The organism is Acetobacter zythi, assembly GCF_963921165.1.
Lineage (GTDB): Bacteria > Pseudomonadota > Alphaproteobacteria > Acetobacterales > Acetobacteraceae > Acetobacter.
In genome coordinates this window covers 1-23,131 of record NZ_CAWUEO010000010.1, presented here as the reverse complement: position 1 = coordinate 23,131, position 23,131 = coordinate 1, and the positions used below count along the sequence as shown (strand labels likewise).

Annotated in this window: 18 protein-coding genes, 1 pseudogene and 1 riboswitch; of the genes and pseudogenes, 10 read left to right on the top strand and 9 right to left on the bottom strand. The window is 57.7% G+C overall.

Features of this window, described 5'->3' with window-relative positions:
* The 4 genes and pseudogenes from AABE20_RS05565 to AABE20_RS05550 all read right to left on the bottom strand — a co-directional run.
* Positions 1-622: pseudogene (locus AABE20_RS05565) on the bottom strand (DUF932 domain-containing protein); the annotation flags it as partial.
* Positions 623-900: 278 nt separating this feature from the next.
* The gene (locus AABE20_RS05560) at positions 901-1,584 is read right to left on the bottom strand and encodes a YoaK family protein (protein WP_034929933.1); all 684 of its coding nucleotides are present in this window, start codon (positions 1,582-1,584) and stop codon (positions 901-903) included.
* A complete protein-coding gene (locus AABE20_RS05555; protein WP_034929936.1) occupies positions 1,584-2,846 on the bottom strand; it encodes a cation:proton antiporter in 1,263 nt (420 codons plus the stop codon). Before AABE20_RS05555 ends, AABE20_RS05560 begins: the two co-directional genes overlap by 1 nt.
* A gap of 74 nt (positions 2,847-2,920) precedes the next feature.
* Entirely contained in the window at positions 2,921-3,820 is a 900-nt protein-coding gene (locus tag AABE20_RS05550) for a LysR family transcriptional regulator (protein WP_034929940.1), read from the bottom strand.
* Between the two features lie 222 nt (positions 3,821-4,042).
* Between AABE20_RS05550 and metF the strand changes: the two genes are divergently transcribed.
* Positions 4,043-5,101, top strand: coding sequence for a methylenetetrahydrofolate reductase [NAD(P)H] (metF, locus tag AABE20_RS05545; protein WP_034929943.1), 1,059 nt, complete (start codon positions 4,043-4,045; stop codon positions 5,099-5,101).
* A gap of 13 nt (positions 5,102-5,114) precedes the next feature.
* Entirely contained in the window at positions 5,115-5,672 is a 558-nt protein-coding gene (locus AABE20_RS05540; RefSeq protein ID WP_242012712.1) for an epoxyqueuosine reductase QueH, read from the top strand.
* A 707-nt stretch (positions 5,673-6,379) separates the two neighbouring features.
* Here the strand turns inward: AABE20_RS05540 and AABE20_RS05535 are convergent.
* Together AABE20_RS05535 and AABE20_RS05530 are read right to left on the bottom strand one after the other, a co-directional pair.
* On the bottom strand, positions 6,380-7,408 hold the full coding sequence (locus AABE20_RS05535) for a methionine synthase (RefSeq protein ID WP_034931883.1): 1,029 nt from the start codon (positions 7,406-7,408) through the stop codon (positions 6,380-6,382).
* Between the two features lie 27 nt (positions 7,409-7,435).
* Positions 7,436-8,419, bottom strand: a complete 984-nt coding sequence (locus tag AABE20_RS05530; RefSeq protein ID WP_034931884.1) for a DUF1852 domain-containing protein — start codon at positions 8,417-8,419, stop codon at positions 7,436-7,438.
* Positions 8,420-8,778: 359 nt separating this feature from the next.
* Positions 8,779-9,010: riboswitch (cobalamin riboswitch) on the top strand.
* A 327-nt stretch (positions 9,011-9,337) separates the two neighbouring features.
* Between AABE20_RS05530 and AABE20_RS05525 the strand changes: the two genes are divergently transcribed.
* From AABE20_RS05525 to AABE20_RS05515, 3 genes are all read left to right on the top strand, one after another.
* Positions 9,338-10,432 carry an aromatic ring-hydroxylating oxygenase subunit alpha gene (locus tag AABE20_RS05525; RefSeq protein WP_051672108.1) on the top strand — a complete coding sequence of 365 codons (1,095 nt, stop codon included), beginning with the start codon at positions 9,338-9,340 and terminating at the stop codon, positions 10,430-10,432.
* Positions 10,429-10,830, top strand: a complete 402-nt coding sequence (locus AABE20_RS05520) for a hypothetical protein (protein ID WP_181417553.1) — start codon at positions 10,429-10,431, stop codon at positions 10,828-10,830. Before AABE20_RS05525 ends, AABE20_RS05520 begins: the two co-directional genes overlap by 4 nt.
* 113 nt (positions 10,831-10,943) lie before the next feature.
* On the top strand, positions 10,944-11,222 hold the full coding sequence (locus AABE20_RS05515; RefSeq protein WP_228120877.1) for a hypothetical protein: 279 nt from the start codon (positions 10,944-10,946) through the stop codon (positions 11,220-11,222).
* A 257-nt stretch (positions 11,223-11,479) separates the two neighbouring features.
* Here AABE20_RS05515 and AABE20_RS05510 read toward each other — a convergent pair whose 3' ends face one another.
* Positions 11,480-11,842 (bottom strand): winged helix-turn-helix transcriptional regulator, encoded by a 363-nt coding sequence (locus tag AABE20_RS05510; protein ID WP_034927508.1) that lies wholly within the window; start codon positions 11,840-11,842, stop codon positions 11,480-11,482.
* A gap of 115 nt (positions 11,843-11,957) precedes the next feature.
* Here AABE20_RS05510 and AABE20_RS05505 point away from each other — a divergent pair, with 115 nt between their 5' ends.
* Entirely contained in the window at positions 11,958-13,082 is a 1,125-nt protein-coding gene (locus tag AABE20_RS05505) for an alkene reductase (protein ID WP_034927511.1), read from the top strand.
* A 16-nt stretch (positions 13,083-13,098) separates the two neighbouring features.
* Positions 13,099-14,469, top strand: coding sequence for an NAD-dependent succinate-semialdehyde dehydrogenase (locus AABE20_RS05500; RefSeq protein ID WP_034927514.1), 1,371 nt, complete (start codon positions 13,099-13,101; stop codon positions 14,467-14,469).
* 197 nt (positions 14,470-14,666) lie between these two features.
* On the opposite strand, the gene AABE20_RS05495 is transcribed toward AABE20_RS05500, so the two are convergent.
* Complete coding sequence (locus AABE20_RS05495) at positions 14,667-15,314, bottom strand: SOS response-associated peptidase (RefSeq protein WP_034927517.1); 648 nt, start codon at positions 15,312-15,314, stop codon at positions 14,667-14,669.
* Between the two features lie 12 nt (positions 15,315-15,326).
* A complete protein-coding gene (locus tag AABE20_RS05490) occupies positions 15,327-17,429 on the bottom strand; it encodes an ATP-dependent helicase (protein ID WP_051671984.1) in 2,103 nt (700 codons plus the stop codon).
* A 156-nt stretch (positions 17,430-17,585) separates the two neighbouring features.
* Here AABE20_RS05490 and AABE20_RS05485 point away from each other — a divergent pair, with 156 nt between their 5' ends.
* Genes AABE20_RS05485 through AABE20_RS05475 form a run of 3 tightly spaced genes read left to right on the top strand, consistent with a single transcriptional unit; the run spans position 17,586 to position 22,988 of the window.
* Positions 17,586-18,380 carry an ImuA family protein gene (locus tag AABE20_RS05485; protein WP_034927520.1) on the top strand — a complete coding sequence of 265 codons (795 nt, stop codon included), beginning with the start codon at positions 17,586-17,588 and terminating at the stop codon, positions 18,378-18,380.
* Positions 18,265-19,818, top strand: coding sequence for a DNA polymerase Y family protein (locus AABE20_RS05480; RefSeq protein ID WP_228120942.1), 1,554 nt, complete (start codon positions 18,265-18,267; stop codon positions 19,816-19,818). Before AABE20_RS05485 ends, AABE20_RS05480 begins: the two co-directional genes overlap by 116 nt.
* Entirely contained in the window at positions 19,815-22,988 is a 3,174-nt protein-coding gene (locus AABE20_RS05475; protein WP_034927523.1) for an error-prone DNA polymerase, read from the top strand. Before AABE20_RS05480 ends, AABE20_RS05475 begins: the two co-directional genes overlap by 4 nt.
* The last annotated feature ends 143 nt before the right edge of the window (positions 22,989-23,131 follow it).

The window sequence follows — 23,131 nt, the reverse complement described above, 5'->3', positions numbered from 1 at the left end:
TCGTCGTCTCCTTCGTGATATCCACATACGGATTATGGGTCATGGTCGCCCAGTCGATGACACCGGGCACCTTCCAGTTGGTATCCCCTGTGCCGTCGCCAGCGATTTTGCGCACCGCGCCGACCAGTTCATGGTCCCAGATGCGGCCGTAATCGGGGCTGGTGACCGCGCGTAGCTCGACGCGGCCGTCCTCGGTCTCCAGTGTTTTCACCAGTTCGGCCCGGTGTGACAGCAGGCCGTGCTGGAGATTGATCGCTGCCAGTGGAGCCGGAAGGTTGCGCAGATAGGATGATGGCGCGCCGACCAAACTGGACATCTGGCCGAACGACCAGTGTGTGGGGACAATCGGCTCCTGCTGTCCCGGTACGGTCAGGGTCAGGCGCTCGGCATTGTCGCGGGATGCTTCCACGCGGATGGCGCGGCTTTCCACCGTGCGGGCGGTGGCGCGCTCGGCACGGGTGAGCGTGGCCGCATGCAGGTCGGACAGGGACAGGTAGCGCTCATCATCGGGGCGGGAAAACCATTCGGACGAGACGCGGGCACTCCGTTCGCCTCGCGACGGGTCGATACGGAAGCCGCCGGAAGTGGCACCACGGGACGCGGGGGACAGGATGGTGGTCATGGGAGACTCTCCTCTTATGCCGGTTATTCGGCACAGAAGGCGAAGCCACCCTCTTCCTCTGATCACCACTTCCCACGCGGGATCCCATCCGACCGCAGAAACACCCAACCCCTCATCCCGGAACACGGCGCTCTCTTCACCTACCGGAAATCATGACTGCGATGGGGGGGAAGAGGAATGTCGGCTGTCAGGCATGAAAACCCGACCTGACCGAGAGGCAGATGCACATCATAAATGCGTTACGTCCGGTGTTTGATCTGGGCTGCCGGATCGGGTGTTCAATTATCATCCTGCCCTGCGCGCTCCGTTTTCCAGATATCCCGGTATAGGAAAACAAGGAAAGGGACGGGCCACAGGAACGGAAAGCTTCCGTGCAGGGCCAGCCCCATGGCGGCAGCCATCACGCCTGCCAGAAAAGCCCCCCACAAAAGTAGCGGCAGAAAAATGCTTCCTGCGACAGGGCGAGTGTTCCTGTCCGGCGCCAGACATGACGCTACCCATTCCGCAATTCCCGATGCGGCTTTCAGCAGGTTTGTTGTCACGACGATCGTGGGCATGGGCGTGCCGGAGAACTTCGCGATCGTCTCGCCCTGCACGGCCAGAAGTGCTGGCAGCACGAAAAATTCGCCCCAGTAACGCAGGGCCGATCCATGCACGATCTGCGCCAGAACCATGAAGATTGTCATCACCATGACCCCGTAAGCTGGCGACCATAACAGCCGCATCAGGCCGGACAGGATGGCGGCAAGGAAAAAGATACCCAGCACACCGACCAGAAGCAGGCCATGGTGCCAGTTCCCACTGATAAACGAGGCGCCCATATGCGTGGTATTGCCGGTCATCGCACCAGCAAAGACACCGCCCAGATCGACGAAACTCAGGGCATCCACATAGCCTGCGACAAGCCCGAGAATGAGAACCCGCCGGGCGGAAATCGAGACCGGGAGAAGGGAGGAGGGCATTATTGCGACCGGGAGGTGATTGACGGATAGAGCCTGCGGGCGACCCGCTCCATGGTCAGACCCTGCACGATGATGGTGAACACCACGACACCATAACAAACAGGCAGTAGCAGGTCGCGCAGGTCTCCGGGTGGCAGGCCAAGCGCCAGAGAAACCGAGATGCCGCCACGCAGGCCGCCCCATGTCAGGATACCGAGGACACGGCCCCGCTCCCATTGTCGGAGATGAACCGGAAGAGTGGAAAACAGAACGCTCAATGCCCGCACGGCAATGGACAGCGGGATCACGGCAAGCGTCGCCAGCACCGTAAACAGATGCGGCGTGATCTCCAATATTTCAAAGCCAATGAGCATGAACAGCAGCACGTTCAGCACTTCGTCAATCAGCGTCCATGCGATGTCGAGTTCCTTGCGGGATACTTCATCGAAAACGGAATGGCTGTAGCTGGTTCCGAAGCAGAGACCGGCCACGACGACGGCAATCGCACCGGACATGCCAAGCTGGTTGGCGATGCTGAAGGTTCCGGTCGCCAGCGCCAGCGAAGTCAGCAGATCGATATGCGGATCCCGCTGTTCCCTGAGCACACGAAGCGCGATCCACCCGGTTGCCGCTCCAAGAAGCCCCCCACCGAGCGCTTCGCGGCAGAAGCTCAGAGCAATCTCCGAAGCTCCCACTCCCTGACTGTCCCCAGTCGCCAGCCCGATCGTCACACCGAAGATGACAACACCTACCCCATCATTGAACAGGCTCTCGCCCGCAAAAACGGCCTGTAGCGGTCCCGGCAGTCCCAGACGTTTCAGCATTCCCACAACCGAAACCGGGTCTGTTGGGGCGAGAATGGTGCCGAGCACAATGCACCACGTAAAGGGAACGGCATGCCCCAGAAAAGGGAAAACACACCATGCCGCGACCGCCAGAAACGCCACGGCCAGAACGGTTCCCAGAATGGAGAGGGCAGTCACGGACATCAGCTTTGCGCGCAGATGTCCGACATTCACCTGCATGGCTCCGGCAAACAGAAGTAGCGACAGGGCACCGTTCAGAAGTGCCGCAGGCAGATTGATGGCTCCGAGCACGGATCGTGGAAGAGCCTGAAGATCATAGGCCGGGATCAGCGGGTTCAGAATCATGACCAGCAGCGAGGTCAGCAATGAGAAGACCAGAACGCCGATGGTCACCGGGACGCGCAATGTGTGGTGGTTGAGAATGCTGAAGCCTGCCGAGAGGGTCAGGAGCAGGGCGAGGAGGCTGATGGTATCCATGGCCTCACCGCTGACTGCTCAGGCTCCTTACGTCAAGAAAAACCGGGAATAGAAAATAAAGGGACGTGATATTTTTAAACGGTCTGACGAGGCGACGCAGCGAATTCAATAAAATCCCGCAGATAGTGAATATCTTCATCGGTTTCCCGATGGCCAAGGAATATCTGTTTCGCAATACCCTTTTTTCCAAGCTTCACCGGATAAAGCTCAAAGCGTGTGGCGTATTCTTCCACAAGCCAGCGAGGAAGTGCCGCAACGCCCCTTCCATGGCTGACCATCACCAGCATGATATCCGTCGTTTCAATCTGCTTCTGCTGTCGGGGTCCAATCCCTGCTGGTTGCAGGAACTGCGTGTAAATATCGAGCCGCTCAGACGGAACCGGATAGGTAATCAATGTTTCATCTGCCAACTGCTCTGGTAAAACAAATTTTGCCTTCCGAAGAGGATGCTCCGGACCAACAGCCAGCACCAGTTCATAGTCAAATACTGGTGTGAATTTGAGACTAGGTTTATACAGGGGATCAGGGGTCACCAGAATATCGATTTCATTACTGAACAGCGCGCCGATCCCGCCGAACTGGAATTTCTGTCGTACATCCACATCGACCTTTGGCCATCTCTCCAAGTAAGGTGAAACGACTTTCAGAAGCCACTGATAACAGGGATGGCATTCCATCCCGATGCGCAATGTCCCGCGCCCGCCATTTGCGAATTGTTCAATACGGCTTTCCGCCAGTTCAAATTGCGGGAGCAGACGGTTTGCCAGAGACAAAAGCCATTCACCGGCCTGAGTAAGAACAAGGGATCGTCCTTCCCGTCGCCATATCCTGACGCCAAGCTGCTGTTCGATCTTGCGGATAGAGTGGCTGAGCGCAGGTTGGGTCAGGTTCAGACGCGCCCCGGCAGCCGTCAGCGAACCTTCCCGTGCGACTTCCTGAATGATTGTCAGATGACTGCGTTCCAGAATGCCCATGTTTTGTCCGATAAATGCACGAAATTCATATAGACATAAAAATATATCATTTCAGTTCATTTTTATAAACTTCTATTATGAAGGACCAATCAGTCATACGGACGCTGCTCATGGTCTCCATCGACACTCATGATCATTTTCACTGTAGATCGAAATGCAGCTTCAACCTTTCGCCTGAAATTTTCAAAGAAAAGTCGGATGCTGTGAGTATTTGCGACTGACATGGCAGACAGGCTGAGCAAATGGCTGTCAGAAAAGCGCATCGACGGACTGTTGCCGCGTAATTCCGAAGCTCCAGTCCCGATCCTGTCCTTCGAGTTTGTCCCACCGAGGACTGACGCAATGGAACAGCGGCTCTGGCACTGCATCCGGCGCCTGGCGCCACTTGCGCCTCGTTTTGTCTCGGTCACCTATGGTGCGGGCGGAACCACGCAGGCCGGCACTTTCTCCACGGTGTTGCGTCTGAAGCGGAAGACAGACCTTGTTCCCGCAGCTCATCTGACCTGTGTCGGCGCAACCTTCGAGGAGGTAGATGACCTTGCCCGTCGCTATCGGGATGCTGGTGTTAATCATATCGTGGCCCTGCGTGGCGATCCTCCTACAGGCGCTGCGGATTACACTCCGCGGCCAGAGGGCTATGCTCATGCCAGCGATCTTGTCGCCGGTCTGCGTCGCATCGCGAATTTTGATATCTCTGTGGCCGCCTATCCTGAAACCCACCCTGCTGCGTCAAGCCCGGAGGCCGATCTGGATAATCTCAGGCGCAAGCTCGATGCGGGGGCGACACGCGCCATCACGCAGTATTTCTTTGATACTGAGATCTACCTGCGTTTCCTGGACCGATGCCGGGCAGCCGGAATTACTGTACCGATCATTCCTGGCATTATGCCGATTTCAAATTACGAGCAGATCGTGCGCTTTTCGGCTGTGTGCGGGGTAACGGTGCCAGCATGGCTGAGGCATCTGTTTGAAGGGACTGCCAACAATCCTGAACTTCGTCGTGTCGTCGCCAGTGTGGTGGCGGTGGCGCAGATCCGTACTTTGCAGGCTCATGGACTCAACGAGTTTCATGTCTCCACGCTCAACCGTGCTGGTCTGACTTACGCGATTGCCCATATCCTTGGGATGCGTCCGATGCAGACGAACGCATCTCATAATGTGACAGGCCTTTTGGAAACAACGGAAATCCCCAATGAGCGAGAAACCCCGGCAGATTTTGACCCCACCGAAGGGACACAGGAAGGTGCTCCTCCATTCATGCTGCGCACCCTGTTCGGGTGAGGTGATGGAGGCCATGACCGCATCGGGTATCGACTACACGATCTTCTTCTACAATCCGAACATCCATCCCGAGCGGGAATATCTCCTCCGCAAGGACGAAAACATTCGGTTTGCCGATAAACACGGTATCCCCTTCGTCGATGCCGATTATGACAGAGACAACTGGTTCGCTCGTGCGAAAGGCATGGAATGGGAGCCGGAACGCGGTGTCCGTTGCACCATGTGCTTCGATATGCGTTTTGAACGCACATCACTTTACGCTCATGAACATGATTTCCCCGTGATGACCAGTTCGCTCGGTATTTCACGATGGAAGAATATGGCGCAGATCAATGATTGCGGCCAACGCGCCGTATCTCCTTATGAAGGGCTCTCCTACTGGGATTTCAACTGGCGCAAAGGGGGCGGTTCCTCGCGGATGATCGAGATCAGCAAACAGGAGAAGTTCTACCAGCAGGAATATTGCGGCTGCGCCTATTCGCTGCGTGATACCAATGCTCATCGCCGCAGTCAGGGGCGTTCGCCGATCGAGCTTGGCACGCTCTATTATGGAACCGACGATGAGGCATGATCACACACAAGACGAGGGGGCCTGTTTGCTCGGTGATGTGCCGACCCCCAAAACGACACGTGATGAGAAGCAGCACGAAGCCTCTCTGGCATGCGATGCCCCGGAGGACAGCGTTCCGGATGAGGAAACCCAGTTCGGATGTCCGTGTTGTATGAACCCGTGGCTCCGTTGATCCGGGCAATATGCTGTTCAGACAGTGAAACGAACCATGCACCACGCCCTTGCCAGAGATATTCTGTCTTATCTCCAGACACCTGAACGTCTGGCCCTCTCAAAGAGTGAACGCCTTACGCGGTTTGTGGATTTTCTCTCGGGAAATCACAGGATTATTGGCTGCCGAAAGCAGGAATGTCGGAAACGACTGCGCCGGTTCGGGTACATCCTCGGTGCTGTCTGTCCTATGGCAGAGAGGGCGAGCGATATTGAAAAGCTCATCACGACGGTGGAGGACATCTGCACACGTCCTTTCACGCCAGCCACTCTTCAGGATGCATTGGGAATTTCCAGTCGGGAACATATCAGATGGACGTGTGACGGCAAGCTCAGGCCGATTGGAACGAAAATGATAAAGGATCGTGGGCGTTTCTCGCTGACTTTATACAGCGCGGAAGACGTGGCGAGACTGCTAATGTCTCCGGAAATTCTGGCATCGTGGAGGGCAAGACCTGTGGCCTGCCCTCCACGATAGAAACCCGCAGAGTTACCTATCAGGCCGAGAGTTCTTTTCGAACAATTTCCGCACCTGCGCCCAGAGCATCCAGCTTGCCGCGAGCCACATTACGCGGCAAAGGCGCCATACCGCAATTGGTGCAGGGATAAAGCTTGTCGGCATCCACAAATTGAAGGGCTTTTCGTAGCGTATTTGCGACTTCGTCTGGAGTTTCAATGGCATTGGTGGCTACATCAATGGCGCCGACCATGACCTTTTTCCCACGAATAAGTTCGATCAGATCCATCGGAACGCGGGAGTTCTGACATTCCAGTGAAATCAGATCGATATTGGATTTCTGCAGTTTGGGAAAGATCTCTTCATACTGCCGCCACTCTTCCCCAAGGGCATTTTTCCAGTCGATATTGGCTTTGATACCATAACCATAGCAGATATGGACGGCGGTTTCGCATTTCAGTCCTTCAATAGCCCGCTCCAAAGTGGCGATGCCCCAGTCATTGACCTCATCAAAAAAAACATTGAAGGCAGGCTCATCGAACTGGATGATGTCGACACCAGCCGCTTCCAGTTCTTTCGCTTCCTGATTGAGAATTTTGGCGAATTCGCAGGCCAGTTTTTCGCGGCTTTTGTAGTGGCCATCATGGAGCGTGTCGATCATGGTCATGGGACCGGGGAGCGCCCACTTGATGGGCTTCTTCGTCAGCGTGCGTAAAAACTTCGCATCCTCGACAAAAACAGGCTTCTCGCGCGTTACAGCGCCTATGACTGATGGCACGCTCGCATCGTAGCGGTTGCGAATTTTGACCGTCTGGCGATTCTCGAAATCTACACCATTGAGATGTTCAATGAACGTCGTGACGAAATGCTGACGCGTTTGTTCACCGTCACTGACGATATCGATCCCAGCGCGGTCCTGATCGTCCAGTGTCAGGCGTAGCGCATCCTGTTTGCCTTCGACCAGTTCCTCTCCGTGCAATTTCCAGGGCGACCACAGGGTCTCAGGCTGTGCGAGCCATGAGGGTTTGGGCAGACTACCAGCCGTTGAGGTGGGGAGCAGTGTTTTCATGAGAGATGACCTTGTCTTTCTGATGGATCAGCCGGCGTCACTGGCAGACCACTGTTCGAGGATATCGTGATATGGCCAGATGAAATTTTCTTCCGTATATTTTCCCTGAGCGGTTGCCAGTTGGCTCCGCTCTTCCCGGTCGTAGACAATTCGGGTGTTTGAATAATCCTGATGATTCAGGCTTGGCTGATAACAGTCAGCCGCCGCAGAATTGGCATTGTAAATTTCAGGACGGTAGACCTTCTGAAAAGATTCCATCACGCTGATGGTGCTGATCAGTTCAAGGGCAGAATAGTCAGACAGCAGATCGCCAAAAAAATAGAAGGCCAACGGTGCAGCACTATTGCGCGGCATGAAATAACGAACCTGCATACCCATTTTTTGAAAATACTGGTCTGTCAGGGAAAATTCTCGCTGCTCATATTCAACGCCGAGAACAGGATGCTGATTTTCCGTCCGATGATAGGTACGATTGGTCGAAACACTGAGGCAGATGACTGGCGGTTTTTTGAAATTCTGCTTGTAAGCAGACGAGTTCATAACGCTTTTAAAGAGATTTCCATGTAAGTCCCCATAGTTATGGGGGACACTGAATTCGGCTTTCTCTTTATTGTAAGCCGGTAACAACACGCTGAAGTCGTAATCCCGCACATACGAGGAAAAACTGTTCCCGGCGAGGCCCTCTATCCGTTTGTTGGCGTTTTTATCAACAATTGTTGTGTAGAGGACTTCGATCAGAGGAAAGCTGCCGCTTTTGCCAGAAAAGGCGAGATCCATCTCGACAGAAACGATTTCAAGTTCAAGAGTGTAGCGATCTCTGTTGGCATTATCCCAGTGCGCCAGATCATTGAACCGGTTGTCGATCATGCGCAGCACGTTGCGCAGGTTTTCCTGACGGCTTTCCCCTCTCGCCAGATTGGCAAAATTGGTCGTAAGGCGCGTCCTGTCAGAAGGATGATAGTTCTCATCGAAGCGGAGCCTATGGATACTGAATGTCGAGTCCTGAATCATTGTGGTCCTGTGTCCCTTTTCCACCCCAATCCAGAATGAGGACAATGGTGATGCATGGCATCCCCAGTTTGGCTTCTGCCTCTCTCAGGCGGTGGTGGTCATCGTCATCGCAGCTTTATGCCTGAACGTATCCGTGAGTAGAAATGATTTGATTTCATAAACACATCAATTTTGTTCATGGTAAAATGTGGCGGCGTTGTCCCCGGAAAGAACGACACCGGAAACTGATCAGCGCACTGTTTGTCTTCGGGAAATCAGGTCAATCAGACGCATGGTCTACATACGAAAAACTGATATCTGCCTTCCGCCGCTCCATGATGTTCCAGCTTGCACTCTGGATGCGTTTGGCGGCATGGTGCAAAGGCAAACGCTTCAATGGTCCCGCGCGAGCGGGTTAATAGGGAACTCCGTTATGTTCTGGTCAGACATTCGGCCAGAAGCAAAGTCGGAGGCTGCTCCCGCAACTGTAGGCGGTATGTCACTGGTTCGTTCACTTTGAACGTGAACCACTGTTCTCATAGGAACGGGAAGGTTGGAACCGGTTGGCCATGATCCGTGAGCCAGGAGACCTGCCATTGCTCAGCCACCAACCGTCGGGCGGGATGACCGAAGGGAGGAGAGAATATATGCCTGTCTGCCTTATGCCGCGGTCGTTCCTGATGAATCAGGCGGTGGCCTCTTGTCCGGACACGGTCTTCTGCTCTGTTATTCCTGACCGATATATGGACAACGCTTTTGTGCTGCTGACAGCATTGATCCGTTAGAAACTTTCGGTTCAGCCGGCGGACACTGACGCATTCTGTCCGGTAATTGATAACGAGTTATACCTGCTCAGACAAAATGCGAGAGACGACATAACGCTCCATGACTTGGGTTGCGTTGTTTCCTTTGCGCTGAGCCAGTTGAAGTGTCGAGGTAATGGAAAACGAGCTCCACCAAATTTCAGACCATTCAGCGTGCGCGGTACAGATTGATTTAAGACGTGTCAGAACCAACCCGGATTTCTGGTATCCTGTCGCCTGGTCCCGTGAATTGGGAGGGGAAAAGGCAATCGATGTCCGGTTTGCAGGACAGCATATCGTCATCGTACGTCCTAAAAGCGGCGTTCCTTATGCGCTAGATGGCCTGTGCGCCCATCGGCAGGTTCTGCTTGGCAAAGGAAAGGTTTGTGGTGACCAGATAAGCTGTCCCGCTCATGGTCTGAGATATAATCGGGACGGCCAATGTGTTTCGCCCAATGTTTCTGCCGAAGCGCAATGTCTGCGTCTCAAAAGTTGGGCCTGTCGCGAAAAAGACGGGCTTATTTTTGTTTTCATGGGGGATCAGTCTCTTGCAGAGATTGTCCCGCTCCCTGACTTTCCAAGGGTGAGAGATACGCGTTATCGCACGCGACGTTTCGGGCAGATGGTGAACTGTCATTACAGTTTCATGCATGAAAACCTGATGGATATGAATCACCAGGTCCTGCACAGTCGGTTGGTCGGAAAAATGAAGCCGCGGTTTCTGGGAATGGACCACGGTGATGATTTTGTTGAAGCCCGCTACACCTTTGCACGAACCGGCGGCAAACAGCCTTTGAGTGAGGCGCTGATCTACGGCCAGAGACGCCGTGATGGTCGGGATTTTGCCTATCGGGACGTCATGACCATCAGGACACACTATCCCTATCAGAGCCTGCGTATTGAAACGCAGGGGATTGAGGAACCCGTGATGGAGTTGTGGATCTCGTATGTGCCACAGGACCGTGAGCAAATGACCAACCGTGTTTTCGGTCTGTTGTCGATCAAACGATTGAAAGTGCCTTTTTTACTGGATCTTGCCTGGCCAATACTGGTCGCATTCACGGAGCGCGTCTTCTTTGAAGATCGCGAGATTGTCGAGCTGGAACAGGCGGCATGGAAAGACCTCGGTGGAGATCACAATCGGGAAGTCTTTCCTGTTATCAATCAACTTCGCAATCTGCTCAGGCGATGTGGTCAGGCACCGGAAAGCGCAGAAAAGGCAGCACTATGAGATTGCCTTTTATAGCACCACCTTCCCACGCTTTTCATCCTTTGCTGGAAAAGATCATTCTTCTGGCGCCTGATCGAACCTGTGTCATTTCTTTACTGGGGACAGATGCAGTTTTACCTGAAGAAGAACAATTGCAGCAGAATGGCTATGATCTTTTCCAGATGACTGTTTCCAATCTACCAACAGACCATCAGATGCGTGGTGACTATCTGGAAGCACATTTCAGGCCGCTTCTCGACACAGCGATAGAAATGGCGATGGCGCTGACTGACAGGCCAGCGCATGTGCAGGAAGCAAGTTACGTGCAAACCTATATAGCGGTTCAGAATCTGATTGGTGCACAGAAAGCTGCGATGGATCTGTATTGTCGTGTGCAAGTTGTATCAATATTTTCATGATTTTCCTTGTTACGCCCTTCTCCTTTGTTTCAGGGCGAGAGGGTCGACGTCAGTCAGTGGATGCAAGCTGAAACTATGATTTCCTGAAGAGTTTGAGCCAGAGGAGACAGGTCATGAGTAATGTTATGGATTTCCCCATCCAGAACGGGGCGGCCAGGTCCTATCTGGCTGCGAAAGATCTCACAAAAGAACAGTGCCGTTTTATTCTCTCTCTACCGATAAATGGTGAATATGGCATTCCCAGAGCGGATCGCGGCGCCATCCGTGGATCATTGATATTGATGGGATATGTCGCGGCCGGGTTTTCCGCACGCTGGGGCAGTGCTGCCGCTCGCCTTACCAGTCGAGGACGCATCGTGCATCGGAAATTGATGTCTGGTGAAAACCTTTGATGAAGTGGCATAGGATCTGAAGAGGGAAAGCTAACATAGGCCATTTGAATGGTGGCCTCGAATTTAGAATCAAAAAATTATGCGATGTCATCGGGACTGAAACTAGCCGATCACTCATGAAACAATGTCCGCTTACGGGATGACTGCATTCATGCGAACACGTCTGCAATGAGGCGACTGCTGCCCGTCCGCTCTGCTTCTGCTATACTGACAGGTATGTTGCTGCAGGAATTGTCCATAATGCTTAGCGGTCAATCTCAATCACCAGCTTTGTTCCGCTGGAGAGAATGCGCATACCGATCTCCCCATGTTTTGAGTGCCTGAATAACTGGTTTCAGGGTTTTGCCCAGATCGGTCAGGGCGTATTCCACATGCGGTGGTACCTCGGGGAAGACGGTGCGTGACACCAGGCCGTCTGCCTCGAGTTCGCGCAACTGGTTGGTCAGCATCCGCTGTGTGACATTGGGCAGGCGGCGGCGCAGTTCGCCAAACCGCAGCACCCCGTCCTCGAACAGGTGATACAGAATCAACGCCTTCCACTTGCCCCCAAACAGTTCGAGCGTGGCTTCCACCGTGCAGCCGGGGCTACAGGCCAGCGTGGTGTGACGAATGCGGGGCATGGTATCATTCCTGACACTAGTGGCGGTTTATGTGCGTTCTTGCGCACACCAGAGGGTGGGTCAATGTTTACACGCGGGCCGGACGGATGTCCTGCATTTGTGAACAAGGTTGATCATGTCTTCGTCTTCTTTATTCGATCCTGTGCGGCTGGGCGATTTGTCCCTTGAAAACCGGATCTTCCTGCCACCCCTGACACGCTGCCGCAGCACGCAACCCGGGGACATCACCAACACGCTGATGGCCGAATATTACGCGCAGCGCACACAGGCGGGGTTCCTGATTACCGAGGGCACGCAGATCGAACCCCGCGGACAGGGCTATGCCTGGACACCGGGCATCTACTCCCCTGAACAGGTCGCGGGCTGGAAACTGGTCACCAATGCGGTACACGCAAAGCGGCAGCCCATCTTTGCACAGTTGTGGCATGTCGGCCGCGTGTCCCACCGCGCTTTGCAACCTAGTCATGAGGCGCCGATCGCCCCGTCGGCGGTTGCGGCAACAGGCGTGAACGTGTTCATCCCCACGGGACCGGGCACGGGAAAGCTGGTCCCACCCGACATGCCGCGCGCACTTTCCATTCCCGAAATCCATGAACTGGTGGAGATGTATGCACAGGCGGCACGCAATGCACTGTCCGCCGGGTTTGATGGTGTGGAGATTCACGCCGCCAATGGTTACCTGATCAACCAGTTCCTATCCGAACGCGCCAATTTCCGTACCGATGCTTATGGCGGCAGCCTGTCCAACCGCCTGCGCTTCCTGCGCGAGGTGGTCGAAGCCGTCTCCGCCGTGGTTACGCCCGACAGGCTGGGCGTGCGATTTTCCCCACTGTTCGGCACGACCACGGAAGAGCGTGTCTATCTTGGCCTGCTGGAGGACAATCCGGCGGAGACCTACACGCAGGCCGTGCGCGTGCTGGCGGATGCGGGCATCGCCTATGTCTCGCTCGCCGAAGCCGACTGGGATAATGCGCCGGAAATGCCGGACACCTTCCGAGCCAGTGTGCGCGACATCTTCGACGGCCGCATCCTGTGCGCGGGCCGTTACGACCTGCACAAAGCCCAGCATGTGCTGGCACATGGATGGGCGGACATGATCGGCTTTGGCCGGAAGTTTATCGCCAATCCGGACCTGCCTGCGCGGCTGGAACACGGCTGGCCGTTCAACTCGCTGGACCCGGCGACGATGTATGGCGGCGGCGCGCATGGCTACACCGACTACCCGTTCCATAATCAATAAACAGGGAAACAGACCAATGAGTTTTTACCAAACCCTCAACCCGACCACGGAAACCGTGGAACGCACGTTTGAACTACATACCGCCGCGCAGATGAAGGCGATTGTCGATCGCGCGGACCATGTGTGGAAGACCGACTGGAAAAAATGCGACATCGCCGAGCGTAAGGTCGTCATGTCAAAGGCCGCCGATCTGCTGCGTCGCGATCGTGTGGCCCATGCGCGCCTGATCGCGACCGAAATGGGCAAGGCGCTACCGGACGCGCTGGAGGAAATCGACATCACCGCCGATATTCTCTCCTTCTATGCCGATGGCGCGGAGAAATTCCTCGCTCCCACGCATCTGAAGGTCAAGGAAGGCCATGCAAAGATCATCAATCAGCCGCTTGGCCTGATCTACTGCATCGAGCCATGGAACTTCCCCTATTACCAGCTTGCCCGCGTAGCGGGGCCGAACCTGATGGCAGGTAACGTGGTCATCGCCAAGCACGCGCCCAACGTGCCGCAATGCGCGCTGGCCTTTGAAAAGCTGTTCCACGATGCGGGCGCGCCTGTGGGCGTCTATACCAACATCTTCCTCGACAACGACCAGTCAGCCGAACTGATCAAGGATGTCCGCATCCGTGGCGTCGCGCTGACCGGTAGCGAACGCGCCGGCCAGGCGGTCGCGGCCGAAGCGGGGGCGGCGCTGAAGAAGGACACGATGGAACTGGGTGGCAGTGACGCCTTCGTCGTGCTGGATGATGCGGACCTTGAACTGGCGGTCAAATGGGCGACATGGGGTCGCTTCGCCAATAACGGGCAGGTCTGCACGGCGGCCAAGCGGATGATCGTGCATGAGAAGGTCTATGACGCCTTCCTCACCGGTCTGAAAAAGGCGATCACGCAGTTCCGCATCGGCGATCCGCTGGCTGAGGGCACCACCCATGGCCCGATGAGCAGCAAAAAGGCGCTGGACACTGCGCTGGCGCAGACTGACGAAGCCGTTAAGGCAGGGGCAACTCTGGTGGTTGGCGGCAAGCGGATGGATCGCAAGGGGTTCTTCATGGAGCCGACTATCCTGACGAATGTCTCCAAAGACAATCCGGTCTTCTATCAGGAGATTTTCGGCCCCGTTGCGGTCGTGCACAAGGTCGCGTCAGAGCATGAAGCCATCGAACTGGCCAATGATTCCCCCTATGGTCTCGGCGGGTCCGTGTTCTCCCGCGACCTTGCTCGCGCCGAAAAAGTGGCGGAACAGGTCGAGACCGGCATGATGTTCATCAACACCGCAACGGCTGCAGCGCCTGAACTGCCCTTTGGCGGGATCAAAAATTCGGGTTTTGGTCGCGAACTGTCTTTCCTGGGCATCGAGGAGTTTATCAACCGCAAGCTGATCCGCGTTGCCTAAAGATTAGGCGAATGCTGCGCCCTGTCCCAGATAAAAACCTATCCGGGACAGAGGTGTACTACTCACCAAGTTAAATATCGCCTGCGGGTCAAGTGATATTGGGAAATGATATCTATCTGCTTTGCCAACCGTACGATTAGTCATCGAATGACCGGGATGAGGCGAAAGCGGCAAGTAATCTTTCGCCTTCATGGCCGTCATTCCAAAGAACGCCGGACTTCAACACGGACCAACAGATCATCTGGCAGAGGCCGCTGAAGCTGCAGAGCCTCCTCCGCTGGCGCATTCATCCACACATCCAGTTCATCCGGCTGCGTCAGGATCACAGGCATGGCCTTCGGATGAACCGCGCCCACTTCCCGGTTGGCCTCAGTGGTCAGAAAACCGAACAGGTCATCCGTCGTCTCCCCGTCCGCCAGTTTCCGCACCGACGTCCACCGGCACCAGATCCCGGCAAAGAAAGCCAGCGGCTCACCGTCGCTGCGGACAAACCACGCAGGCCGTGATTTGCCATTAGGCAAACGCTCCGGTTCCGAAAAGGCGGTCAGCGGCACTAGACAGCGATGCGCCACCCCTTCCCAGCGCTTCCACCATGTCGAGGTCGGATTGCGGATATTGGTCATACCGCGATCCACTTTATGGCCTTTCAGGTAACCGGGCGGTGTCGGCATGCCCCAGCGCGCCATGACCAGTTCACGGCCATTGTCTCCATTCCGCACAACCGGTGCCATCGTGTTCGGGTAAATCTCGGGCAATGGCTGGAGATTCCCCGTGCGATCCTCGAGGACTTTTGCAACGTCCTTGATCGCCTGTGGGTTGGAAGTCATGGAATAGAGATTGCACATCCGCCTGTCCCCTTACGACCACATGCCGCGCAGGCGGGCGGCCATGTCGATCCGCACCGAATTCACCGCCTCCTGCCGGGCCTGCTCTTCCGGCTTCACGACGGGCCACGACACAGCCTCGAACAAGGGCAGCATGTCCCGGTCGATGAAACGGGTGCGTGAGGCATAGACATGCCGGTCGCCCCGGCTGTGCTGGCCATGCACATAGAAACGCTGCGGCACCATGATATCGAGACTGTCCTTCGCCCGCGTCATGGCGACATACAGCAGCCGGCGCTCCTCCTCGATGTCATCCTGCTCGCCTGTCGCCAGATCGGACGGAATGCAGCCATCCACCACATTCATCACGAAGACATTCTTCCATTCCTGCCCCTTGGCGGAATGGATCGTCGAGAGGATCAGGTAATCCTCATCCAGCAGCGGCACGCCAGCCTGGTCGGACGTGGCATCCGGCGGGTCCAGCGTCAGTTCGGTCAGGAACTTCTCGCGTGACGGATAGCCGCCGGCGATCTGCTCCAGCTGCACCAGATCGGCCAGACGGGTGGAAGCGTCCTCATGTAGACGCTCCAGATGCGGTTCATACCAGTAGCGCACAGCCGCGATCTCGCCCGGCCAGCCGACCTGATGGCCGCCAAGAGCGGTCAGCAGATTCACAAACCCCGTCCAGGCCTCGCCACTGCGCGGTGGTGCTTTCACGTCCCGCAGCGCATCGAAGGGATGGGCATTCTCGCCCATTGTATCCAGCACGCGCCGGGCTGAGGTCGGCCCCACGCCCGGCAGAAGCTGCAGAATCCGGAAGCCCGCAATGCGGTCGCGCGGGTTCTGGGCAAAGCGCAGCAGGGCCAGCACATCCTTGACATGGGCGCTGTCGAGAAACTTCAGGCCGCCAAACTTCACGAACGGGATGTTGCGCCTTGTCAGTTCCACCTCCAGCGTGCCGCTATGGTGCGAAGCCCGGAACAGCACCGCCTGCTGCTTCATCCGTGTGCCGGCCTCACGCTCTTCCAGCACCCGATCCGCGATGTAATTGGCCTGCGCCGTGTCGTCCTGGATGGTGACCAGTCGTGGCTTTTCCTCCGACGCCCGTTCGGTCCACAGATCCTTGGTGAACCGCTCGGCTGCTTCCCCGATCACGGCGTTGGCGGCATCCAGAATGGGTTTCGTGGAACGATAGTTCCGGTCCAGCGTCACGACGCATGCTGGAGGATCGAAAGACGCCGGAAAATCGAGAATGTTGCGCACGGTCGCGGCCCGGAAAGCATAGATCGACTGCGCGTCGTCGCCCACCACCGTAAGGCCGCGTCCATCCGGCTTCATGCCCAGCAGGTTCTCCGCCTGCAGCCGGTTGGTGTCCTGATACTCGTCAACCAGCACATGATCCCATTTGCCGCCGATATCGGCGGCCAGTACCGGATCGCTGACCATCTGCGCCCAGCACAGCAGCAGGTCGTCATAATCCAGCACGCCCTGTTCCTGTTTCGCCGTGACATAGCCTGCAAACAGCTGTTTGAGCTGGGCTTCCCAGCCCGCGCACCACGGATAGTGCTTAAGCAATACATCGGCGAGCGGTGCGCCGGAATTCACCACGCGGGAATAGATGGCAAGACACGTACCCTTGCCGGGGAACCGCTTCTCGGTTTTCGAAAACCCCAGATCATGGCGGATCAGATTCATCAGGTCAGCAGAATCTTCCCGATCATGGATCGAAAACGCCGGGTCCATGCCAATCTGCTGGGCATACTCCCGCAGCAGCCGCGCACCGATGGAGTGGAACGTCCCGGCCCAGGCCAACGCGTCAGCCAGAGGTCCGGCTTTGCCGCCGAGCACCGTTTTGCAAATGCGCTCTACCCGTCGCGTCATCTCTACACTGGCCCGCCGCGAGAAGGTCAGCAGCAGGATGCGGCGCGGATCGGCGCCTGAGGCGATCAGATGCGCGACCCGATGGGCCAGTGTGTTGGTCTTGCCCGATCCGGCGCCAGCAATGACCAGCAGAGGGGATGAATCCGCCCCGCCCGGCGAGACTCCGGTCCCGTGCGTGACGGCCTGCCGCTGCGCGTCATTCAGACGGGACAGATAATCGTCGCTGCCCGAAGCGGGAGAAAGTTCTGGATTCAATTCCTTAGCGCACTTTCATCAACGATACTGATCCAACATCGGATACCAGCATGCCGGATACGGAGCGAATTTGCATTGACTTGCGTAGCATGATTAGAACAAATCAGGAACATATAATCATGAAATACGCCTGCACAAGGACCGTCGAGCCGTGACATGACTGCTGAAATCCATAAAAAACCCGGTCTGGAGACGCTGCGGGCCGCAATCAGCCGTCTCGAAGGGCACAGCGACCGACGCCGCACGGTGCTGCCTTTTGGCGTGCGCGAGATCGACAGCCGCCTGCCCGGTGGCGGGCTGGCGCTCGGTGCCCTTCATGAAGTGGCCGGCGGTGGGAATGACGCCTTGCACAGTGCCGCCGCCGGTCAGTTCTGCGCCGGGATTGCGGCTCGCACACGTGGCAAGGTGCTCTGGATCGTCACCCGCCAGGATGTGTTCGCCCCCTCCCTGAAACAGGTCGGGCTTTCTGCTCGGCGGACCATTTTTGTCGAGGCCAGTTCGGATGTCGATGTGCTGGCCTGCTTCGAGGAAGGGCTGCGGCATGGTGGCCTGGGGGCCGTGGTCGCCGAGGTGGCGCGTCTGTCCATGACCGCCTCACGTCGCCTGCAACTGGCGGCCGAGACATCCGGCTCTCTGGGCATCGCGATACGCCGCTGGCGACGACAGACTGATGCGGCGGATTTCGGCCAGCCGACTGCCAGTGTGACCCGATGGCGGGTGTCCGTCCTGCCATCCGTGCCGTTGCCGGTGCCCGGTGTGGGACGGCCCCGCTGGCTGCTGGAACTGATCCGTGCCCGGGCGGGTGAATGTGCCGATTTTGAAGTGGAGGCCTGTGATGCCAAAGGAAGGCTCGCCCCCTGTATCCCGGTCGCGGATCGTCTCGCTTTACCTGCCACTCTGGGCGACCGACCGGATCAGGAAACGACTTGGACCAGACGCGCCCGCGCCTGAAACGCCGCTGGCGCTGGCCGGGCGCGAAGGACGGCGACGGATTGTCTTGTCGGTCGATCTCGCCGCCCGGAAGCTGGGGCTGCGCCCCGGCACGCCGGTCGCCAAGGCTCAGGCGCTCTATCCCGATCTGGTGCTGATGGACGCCGATCCCGAGGACGACCGACTGGGTCTGGAAAAGCTGGCGCTATGGTTCCAGCACAGGATCGCGCCCATCGTGGCCGTCGATGCGCCGGACGGCCTGGTTCTGGACACGACCGGGGCGGATCACCTGCATGGCGGTGAACTTCCCATGCTCAAGGACATGGTTCATCGCATGGCGGGCGCCGGGTTCCGGGCAAAGGCCGTGGTGGCGGAGACGTGGGGCGCTGCGCACGCCATCGCCCGCTATGGCCGGGTACCGATTGCCGTTGTGCAGGCCGGTGATGCGTCAAAGGCACTGGCCGATCTTCCCCTTGAGGCGCTGCGCCTGCCCCCCACCATTATCGAAGGTCTGGCCACGCTGGGTGTGTCGCGCATCGGACCACTGGCCGCCATGCCACGGGCACCCCTAGCGCTGCGGTTCGGTCCTGATATCGCCCGCAGGCTGGATCAGGCCTTTGGACGCATCGGGGAAGCCATCCTTCCGGTCCGTCCCGTCGATCCAGTCGAGGTCAGCCGGAACTTTGCCGAACCCATCGGCGCTGCTGAGACCATCGCGCGCTATATCGGCAAGCTGGTGCCGCTGCTCTGCCAGGGGCTGGACGAACGTGGACAGGGCGTGCGCCGCCTCGACCTGCTGCTGCATCGCGTGGACAGTCGCACCGAAGCGATCCGTGTGGCGACCGCCATGCCCGTACGGGACGTGAAACGTCTGACGCGGCTGCTGTGCGAGAAAATTGAAACGATCAATCCGGGCTTCGGCATCGAGCGCATGGTGCTGATCGCGTCACAGGCGGAACCCATGGACCGGCGGCAGACGGTCTCCTCCCTGATTGCCGAGGAAGAGACCGATGTGTCTGATCTGGTCGACACACTGGCCAACCGTGTGGGTATGCAGGCGCTCTATCGGTTTGCCCCGGTGGAAAGTGATCTGCCCGAACGCTCCTTCTGCCGCGTGCCCGCTCTGGCCCCCGAGGAGACGAAGGACTGGCCGGATCACTGGCCGCGTCCGACGCGCCTGCTCGCACGACCTGAGCCGGTGCAGGCCATGGCGGAACTGCCGGACCAGCCGCCGCTGTTCTTCATCTGGCGAGGGGTGCGGCGGAAAGTGAAATGCGCTGACGGCCCGGAGCGGGTCTTTGGTGAATGGTGGAAGAATGATGCTGAACTGACCATCGACCGGGATTACTTCCGGGTGGAGGACACGTCTGGAGAGCGCTTCTGGCTCTACCGGGCGGGTGATGGCGAGCATGGCGAGACCGGCTCGCAGGGCTGGTTCTTGCACGGAATCTTCGGATGACCATATCCGCACCGCGTTATACCGAACTACAGGTCACGACCTATTTCTCGTTCCTGCGCGGGGCATCCTCCCCGATCGAACTGTTCGAACAGGCCAAGGCACTTGGTATGGAGGCGCTCGGTATCTGCGACCGCAATTCTCTGGCCGGCATGGTACAGGCGCATGTGGCGGCGAAACAGGCGGGGCTCCGGCTTGTCGTGGGATGCCGTCTCGATCTGGCGGATTTTCCGCCCGTGTTGGTCTACCCGACGGACCGGGCCGCCTATGGCCGGTTGTGTCGTCTGCTCACCATCGGTAAGGCGCGCGCTGGCAAAGGGAAATGCCATCTGCTCTGGGAGGATCTCGTCACCTGGGGTGAAGGCCTGATCGTTGTCCTGATCCCCGACACGGCGGATGATGCCTGCGGTCTGCATCTGCGCAAGCTGAAGGACGCCTTTGCTGACCGTGCCTATATGGCGCTCACCCTGCTACGCCGTCCCAATGACCCGATGCGGCTGTATGAGCTTGCCAACCTGGCGCATCAGGCACGGGTGCCAACCGTTGTGACCAATGACGTGCTGTTCCATACCCACGACCGGCGCATCCTTCAGGATGTCGTCACCTGCATCCGGCATAACACCACCATCGACGAGGCCGGGTTCGTCCGCGAGCGTCACGCGGACCGCTATCTCAAACCGCCACAGGAAATGGCCCGGCTGTTCAGCCGTTACCCTGAAGCCGCCGCCCGCACCATGGATATCGTGGAGCGCTGCCGCTTCTCGCTCGATGATCTGGCCTACCAGTATCCTGATGAAGTCTCCGTACCTGGCCAGACACCCCAGCAGGCGCTGGAGGCGCTGACCTGGGAGGGCGCCCGTTCCGTCTATCCGGATGGCGTACCGGATGACGTGGCGGAAACGCTCCGCCATGAACTCGGCCTGATCGGGCGCATGGCCTACGCGCCCTATTTCCTGACCGTGAACAGCATTGTCCGCTATGCCCGCTCTCAGGATATTCTCTGTCAGGGACGCGGCTCGGCGGCCAATTCTGCCGTCTGCTACGTGCTCGGCATCACAGCCATCGACCCCGCCCGTAATTCGCTGCTGTTCGAGCGCTTCGTCTCCGAAGAGCGGGGCGAGCCGCCGGACATCGACGTGGATTTCGAGCATGCACGGCGCGAGCAGGTCATCCAGTGGGTGTATGAGCATTACGGACGTGACCGCGCGGCCCTGACAGCCGTGGTGATCCGCTATCGCGCCAAAGGGGCTTTGCGGGATGTTGGCAAGGTCATGGGCCTGCCGGAAGACCTGATCCGCACGCTCTCGGGCCAGACTCATGGTTGGGGCCACAGGCTGGACGATGACGCCCTGACTGATAGTGGCATTGATCTGTCAGACCGCCGTATCCGCCTGACGCTTGATCTGGCCCGCTGCCTGATCGGCGTACCCCGTCATCTGTCACAGCATCCCGGGGGATTTGTGCTGACGCATGACCGGCTGGATGAGCTTGTGCCCATTGAGCCTGCGTCGATGGAGCAGCGCCAGATCATCGAATGGGACAAGGATGATATCGACGTCCTGAAATTCATGAAGGTCGATATTCTGGCCCTTGGCATGCTGACCTGCATGAAGAAAGGTCTGGACCTGCTGGCGGCGCACAAAGGCCAACACTTTACGCTCCAGGCCCTCCCGGCCGAGGATCCGCGCACCTACGCCATGATCCGCAAGGCCGACACGATCGGCGTGTTCCAAATTGAATCCCGCGCGCAGATGTCCATGCTGCCGCGCCTGAAGCCGCGTGTGTTCTATGATCTCGTCATTGAGGTCGCGATCGTGCGTCCCGGCCCTATACAGGAGGATATGGTCCATCCCTATCTCCGCAGGCGCGAAGGGATCGAACCGGAAAACTATCCGACACCTGAACTGGAAAAGGTTCTGAAAAAGACGCTCGGTATCCCGTTGTTTCAGGAACAGGCGATGCAGGTCGCCATGATCTGTGCAGGGTTTACCGCCGCCGAGGCCGATCAGTTGCGTCGCGCGATGGCGACTTTCAAGAATACCGGTACCGTCTCGCAGTTTCAGACACGCCTGATCGAAGGCATGCGCGCCAATGGGTATGATGAGGAATTCGCCGAGCGGATCTATCAGCAACTGGAAGGCTTCGGTTCTTACGGATTTCCCGAGAGCCACGCGGCCAGTTTCGCCATTCTGGCCTACTCGTCGTCATGGATGAAATGCACCCATCCGGATGTGTTTCTGACCTCACTCCTGAACAGCCAGCCGATGGGGTTCTATGCGCCGGCACAACTGGTCCGCGATGCGCGGGAACACGGCGTGGAGGTCAGGCCTGTCTGCGTGAATGCTTCACGCTGGGACAGCACACTGGAAGGGCCGGAAACACCGGAGGGTCGCTTCGCCGTGCGGCTGGGCATCAGTCTGGTCAAGGGCCTGGCCAATGACGATGCGGCCCGGATTGTTGCCGCACGAGCCTCCCGTCCCTTTACATCCATTGATGATCTGTGGCGTCGGGCTGGCGTGAAGTCGGCAGCCCTGACCCATCTGGCCGAAGCGGACGCGTTCCGCCCTTCGCTCGGGCTGACACGGCGCGAGGCGCTCTGGGCGATCAAAGCTCTGCGCGATGAACCCCTGCCCCTGTTTGCGGCTGCGGAAGTAACGCGTGAAGCGGAGGAGCCGGATGTGTTGCTGCAGCCCATGCGGGATGGCGCCGAGGTAGTGCGGGACTATAACCGGCTTGGCCTGACCCTGCGGGACCATCCCCTCGCATTTCTTCGCAGGGATCTGCGAGAACGGGACATCGTCACCTGTCGGCAGGCGCTGGCGGCAAAGGATGGGAAGCGTCTCACCGTGGCAGGGCTGGTGCTGGTTCGGCAGCGACCAGGGTCTGCCGAAGGCGTGGTGTTCATGACGCTGGAGGACGAGACAGCCAACATGAACGTCATCATCTGGCCGGATATGTTCGATGCAAACCGGCGCGTGGTGCTTGGTGGGCAGATGCTGGCGGTGACGGGCATGCTCCAGAAGGAAGGTGACGTCGTGCATCTGGTAGCAAAAGAGATCACCGACCTTTCCGGGTTGCTCGCAGACATCGGTAATCGCTCCTCTGCTGAGAGCACCCATGACAGCGATTCCGCCGGTGAGCGCATCGTCGTCAGATCGCGTAATTTCCACTGATCGATAAGGCTGCCGACAAAGATCACGCCATCGTGAAACGCCCCGATTTCAGTCCTATCTACGCTGCGCTTTCACTCCCATTTGCATCCTATACGCATCCTGCGCGTGGAGCAGAAACGCAAAAGGCCGCCCGATGGGCGGCC